This is a genomic window from Bartonella sp. CM86QHHN, assembly GCF_042194695.1.
Lineage (GTDB): Bacteria > Pseudomonadota > Alphaproteobacteria > Rhizobiales > Rhizobiaceae > Bartonella.
Map to the genome: position 1 here is coordinate 1 of NZ_JBHIND010000079.1, position 3,287 is coordinate 3,287.

At 40.7% G+C, this 3,287-nt stretch carries 5 protein-coding genes and 1 pseudogene; 2 read left to right on the forward strand and 4 right to left on the reverse strand.

All coding sequences use genetic code 11. The features are described from left to right. Window positions 1–143 precede the first annotated feature (143 nt). The gene (locus ACFIKX_RS08950) at window positions 144–806 is read right to left on the reverse strand and encodes a lysozyme (RefSeq protein WP_375628342.1); all 663 of its coding nucleotides are present in this window, start codon (window positions 804–806) and stop codon (window positions 144–146) included. A gap of 183 nt (window positions 807–989) precedes the next feature. Here ACFIKX_RS08950 and ACFIKX_RS08955 point away from each other — a divergent pair, with 183 nt between their 5' ends. Continuing rightward, window positions 990–1,313, forward strand: coding sequence for a type II toxin-antitoxin system RelE/ParE family toxin (locus tag ACFIKX_RS08955; protein WP_015857128.1), 324 nt, complete (start codon window positions 990–992; stop codon window positions 1,311–1,313). Between the two features lie 12 nt (window positions 1,314–1,325). Beyond that, window positions 1,326–1,637: a DNA-binding protein gene (locus tag ACFIKX_RS08960; protein ID WP_208439803.1), complete on the forward strand. Its 312-nt coding sequence runs from the start codon at window positions 1,326–1,328 to the stop codon at window positions 1,635–1,637. 60 nt (window positions 1,638–1,697) lie between these two features. On the opposite strand, the gene ACFIKX_RS08965 is transcribed toward ACFIKX_RS08960, so the two are convergent. The 3 genes and pseudogenes from ACFIKX_RS08965 to ACFIKX_RS08975 form a co-directional block, all read right to left on the reverse strand. Further along, the gene (locus ACFIKX_RS08965) at window positions 1,698–1,976 is read right to left on the reverse strand and encodes a hypothetical protein (protein ID WP_375628341.1); all 279 of its coding nucleotides are present in this window, start codon (window positions 1,974–1,976) and stop codon (window positions 1,698–1,700) included. Then, window positions 1,973–2,719 carry an antA/AntB antirepressor family protein gene (locus ACFIKX_RS08970; RefSeq protein WP_375633574.1) on the reverse strand — a complete coding sequence of 249 codons (747 nt, stop codon included), beginning with the start codon at window positions 2,717–2,719 and terminating at the stop codon, window positions 1,973–1,975. Before ACFIKX_RS08970 ends, ACFIKX_RS08965 begins: the two co-directional genes overlap by 4 nt. A 313-nt stretch (window positions 2,720–3,032) precedes the next feature. Then, window positions 3,033–3,287: pseudogene (locus ACFIKX_RS08975) on the reverse strand (late control protein); the annotation flags it as partial.

Here is a 3,287-nt window from a genome sequence, read left to right on the forward strand (position 1 = left end):
ACGTGTTTTGGCTGCTTTTAAAGCTTTTTCTGTTTGCTTTTGTTGCTCTGCTTTTTTCCCAAGAGTAAAAGCTCTTGCTAATGCAATAAAAAAAGCGACTAAAGCCGCGCCTGTTATCATCAGATTTCTTTTCATCCATAAGATCATAGACGATGCTCCTGAAAGCGTTTAGCAACAAAGAAAATACCAGCACATGCGGCTAAAATCATAATGGTGGCCAAAGCCCATTGGATTGGTCCATTTCCTGCTAATAAGCCTCCAAGCCCAGAAAAAGAACCAATAATCGGTGCAAGGGCTTCGGCTTTGAAAAGCCCTGTTGGTGCTTGCGTTTCTACTGTTTGATAATTGGAGGAAACATAAGCCCCTTTTGCCCATAAGCCTATTTCTGCCGCACGCCGGTGTGCGAGACCTTCAAGACGCTTCCCGCCTGCTTTGGTCCATTTCTGTAGCTCGGCAGGGACAGCTTCATATTCACCTTGATTGAGCTTTTTTAACAGTGTCGAGTTACAAAAGGCTCCTGTTCCTACATTATAGCAAAACGACACTAACGCCGCGAATTGTTCATCTGTTAATGAAACTGTAACAGCGCGTTCAACGACATTTTCAAATTGTCTTAAATCTTGGCAAAGAAGTTCTTCTGCTTGCTTTTCAGTGATTGTCATGCCTTCGTAAATAAAAGGCTTTCCAGCACTGTTTGTATGTCCATAACCTATTGTCCACACCCCAATGGCATCTTTATAGGCGTTCAAACGCAAACCTTCCCATTGTTTAATAAGTGCTAGTCCTTCTGATGATATTTTTCGCATATGATTCTCCATAAAAAAAGCTCCGCAAAAAGCAGAGCTGGATTAAAAAATTGACATCTTTCTCATTCGGAAAGATAGCTTGGTTAAGCTTCATGTCGCTTTTTCATTGGAACAAAAGAAGATTTTTTCTCAACTTTTAATTTTTCTCTTGACAAATATTCGTTTATAAACGAATATAACATCATGTTTGAAATACGTCACTACCTTACTTCTGATGGCAAAGACTTGATAGCTGATTGGCTGCGAAAGCTCCGTGATATGCAGGCTAAAACTGCAATTATTCGCCGCCTTAATCGTTTAGAGCAGGGAAACTTTGGCGATTTCAAGCCGCTTCGTGAGGGTGTTCATGAATTGCGTATTAATGTTGGTCCTGGCTACCGAGTTTATTATGTCCAATCTGGAAAGACCGTATTGTTGCTATTATGCGGTGGCAGCAAAAAAACACAAGAGACTGATATCACTCGTGCATGTGCTTGCTGGCGTGATTGGCAAAACCGTGAAGATTAAAGGAGTGCAAAAATGAAAGACCGTAACCATGATGATGCAATGGCAGAAATATTCCGTGATGATCCTGAGTTGGCAGCAGCGACCCTTGATGCAATCCTAGCAGATGGTGATCAGGGTGAGCTGCTTGTAACTCTACGCCAAATGGCCAAAGCTTATGGTGGTGTTCAAGCTGTAGCTAAAGCAGCCAACTTGAACCCAACACAACTTTACCGTACACTTTCAGAGAAAGGTAATCCAGAGTTCCGCAGCTTGAATGCTTTACTGCGTACCATGGGGTTTCGTTTGGCTGTACAGCCTCTTGAACGACCAGTTCCACACGTATAACTTTAGTGTATTAACCCCTCCCCACCTTTAAAGATGGGGAAGGGAGTTCTGTTTTTTTAATTAAGCAACCTTTTTAATGGGGCTCTCTAAATCTGATTCGTAAGCTCGCAATAAAGGTAACATAACTGTAGGAAACTCTGAATCGCCAAAATCTGTTAGAACTGTTAAGATTTTAAGTATATTTGGCACCTCATCTTGAAGTTTGAAAATCAAAGCTTTTTCTACCAAACTCATGATGTTAATCAGAGCTGTACACTCTTTTTCATTAATATTTTCATCATTAGAAAACTGATATAAAGCTATCCACAAATCGCACAAAAAATCGACACTGCTATTCATTGCACACCTCCAAAGATTTGTTCTCTCAAACATGCCAATCCTCTGGAGGTGATTTTTGTTGAAGGGAGCACCTTTTCTGTACCATCCGGTCTTTGAATGGTGATAGCAGGACAGTCCATGAATCCTTTCTTGATCTTATCTTGATAAGGTAACAGAGGCGTCCCTGGAGCCCGTCGATACACCCAGTCATGTTTACGCAAGTAATCGGTTAAGTCCTTTGGTCGTACTTCAAGCATCTTTGCTGCTTCTATCAAACCGAACAAACCATCAGAACGCTTTAAACCATCAAGTGCTTTTGCTTTTGGTGCTAATTCAGCGATAACATGATCTTTCTGCTCAATTTGACTTTGTAAATGGTTCAAAACACCAAGTAATGCTTCGGGTTTGGAATAATCAACTTGTGGAGCGGCTATCTGCGGTGTTGCTACTTGTTTCAAAAGCCGTTCACATTTGATAAAGTATTGACGTGCTTCATGCCCTTTATCATTACGCTCTATCATCGAAAGATGTTTAGCCATGTCTAAGGTGAGAGCATAATCTTTAGAAGGACGTCCACCTGAACTTTCGCTCAAAAAAGAGCAAAAGTCATGCTCTTCTTTAAATTTACAATCTTGAATACGTCTGATAATCCAATCTTTAAAACTGGTTTTTACTTCTAAAAATGCGTGTAATTCGCGAGCGTTAACAGTTTGAACTGTTTCCTGTCCAATTATTTGTTCTGATATTTTTATAAGAGTGTTCATGATGAACTCCTAGATGTTAAAGTTTTTGATTGACACTCAATAGAGAGTGCCGGGTGCTCAAAAACACGGCATCTAGTCCGTCGTTATGCCTTTCCCAAAAGGGTATTGTATAGCATAACCACACCCGACAAGACCTTTATATGCCACGGCATATAATGAGTCAAAATCTTTAATGTTCAGAAGATTGATTATTTCGGCAACCAATCCGCTAGATGTTTTAAGGTGTTTTTGAGGCACCTGATTCGATTATTCATATTGTTGCCACATTGTCAAGTTGCTTCTGATAATTTTTTGATATTTTTGCTAATTTGACTTATCTATCTTCTTCATCCATATGGATAACGCCTTCACCTTCGTCGCATGCGTTTGGTGGAGCGTTTGGATCAAGGGTATCGTCCTTGTCTGGTGTGGTGTTTGCAACGTTTCCAGCCGCATCTTCTTGCGCTTTATCAAAAAGTTCGCACTCTATTTTTGTGGTGTAACCACCCGTTTTATCAAGTTTGTGCTTAACGCTCTTGATGCGCCATTCTGCTGGAATATAGGGGCGGAAAGGGGGCTCTTGAACAAG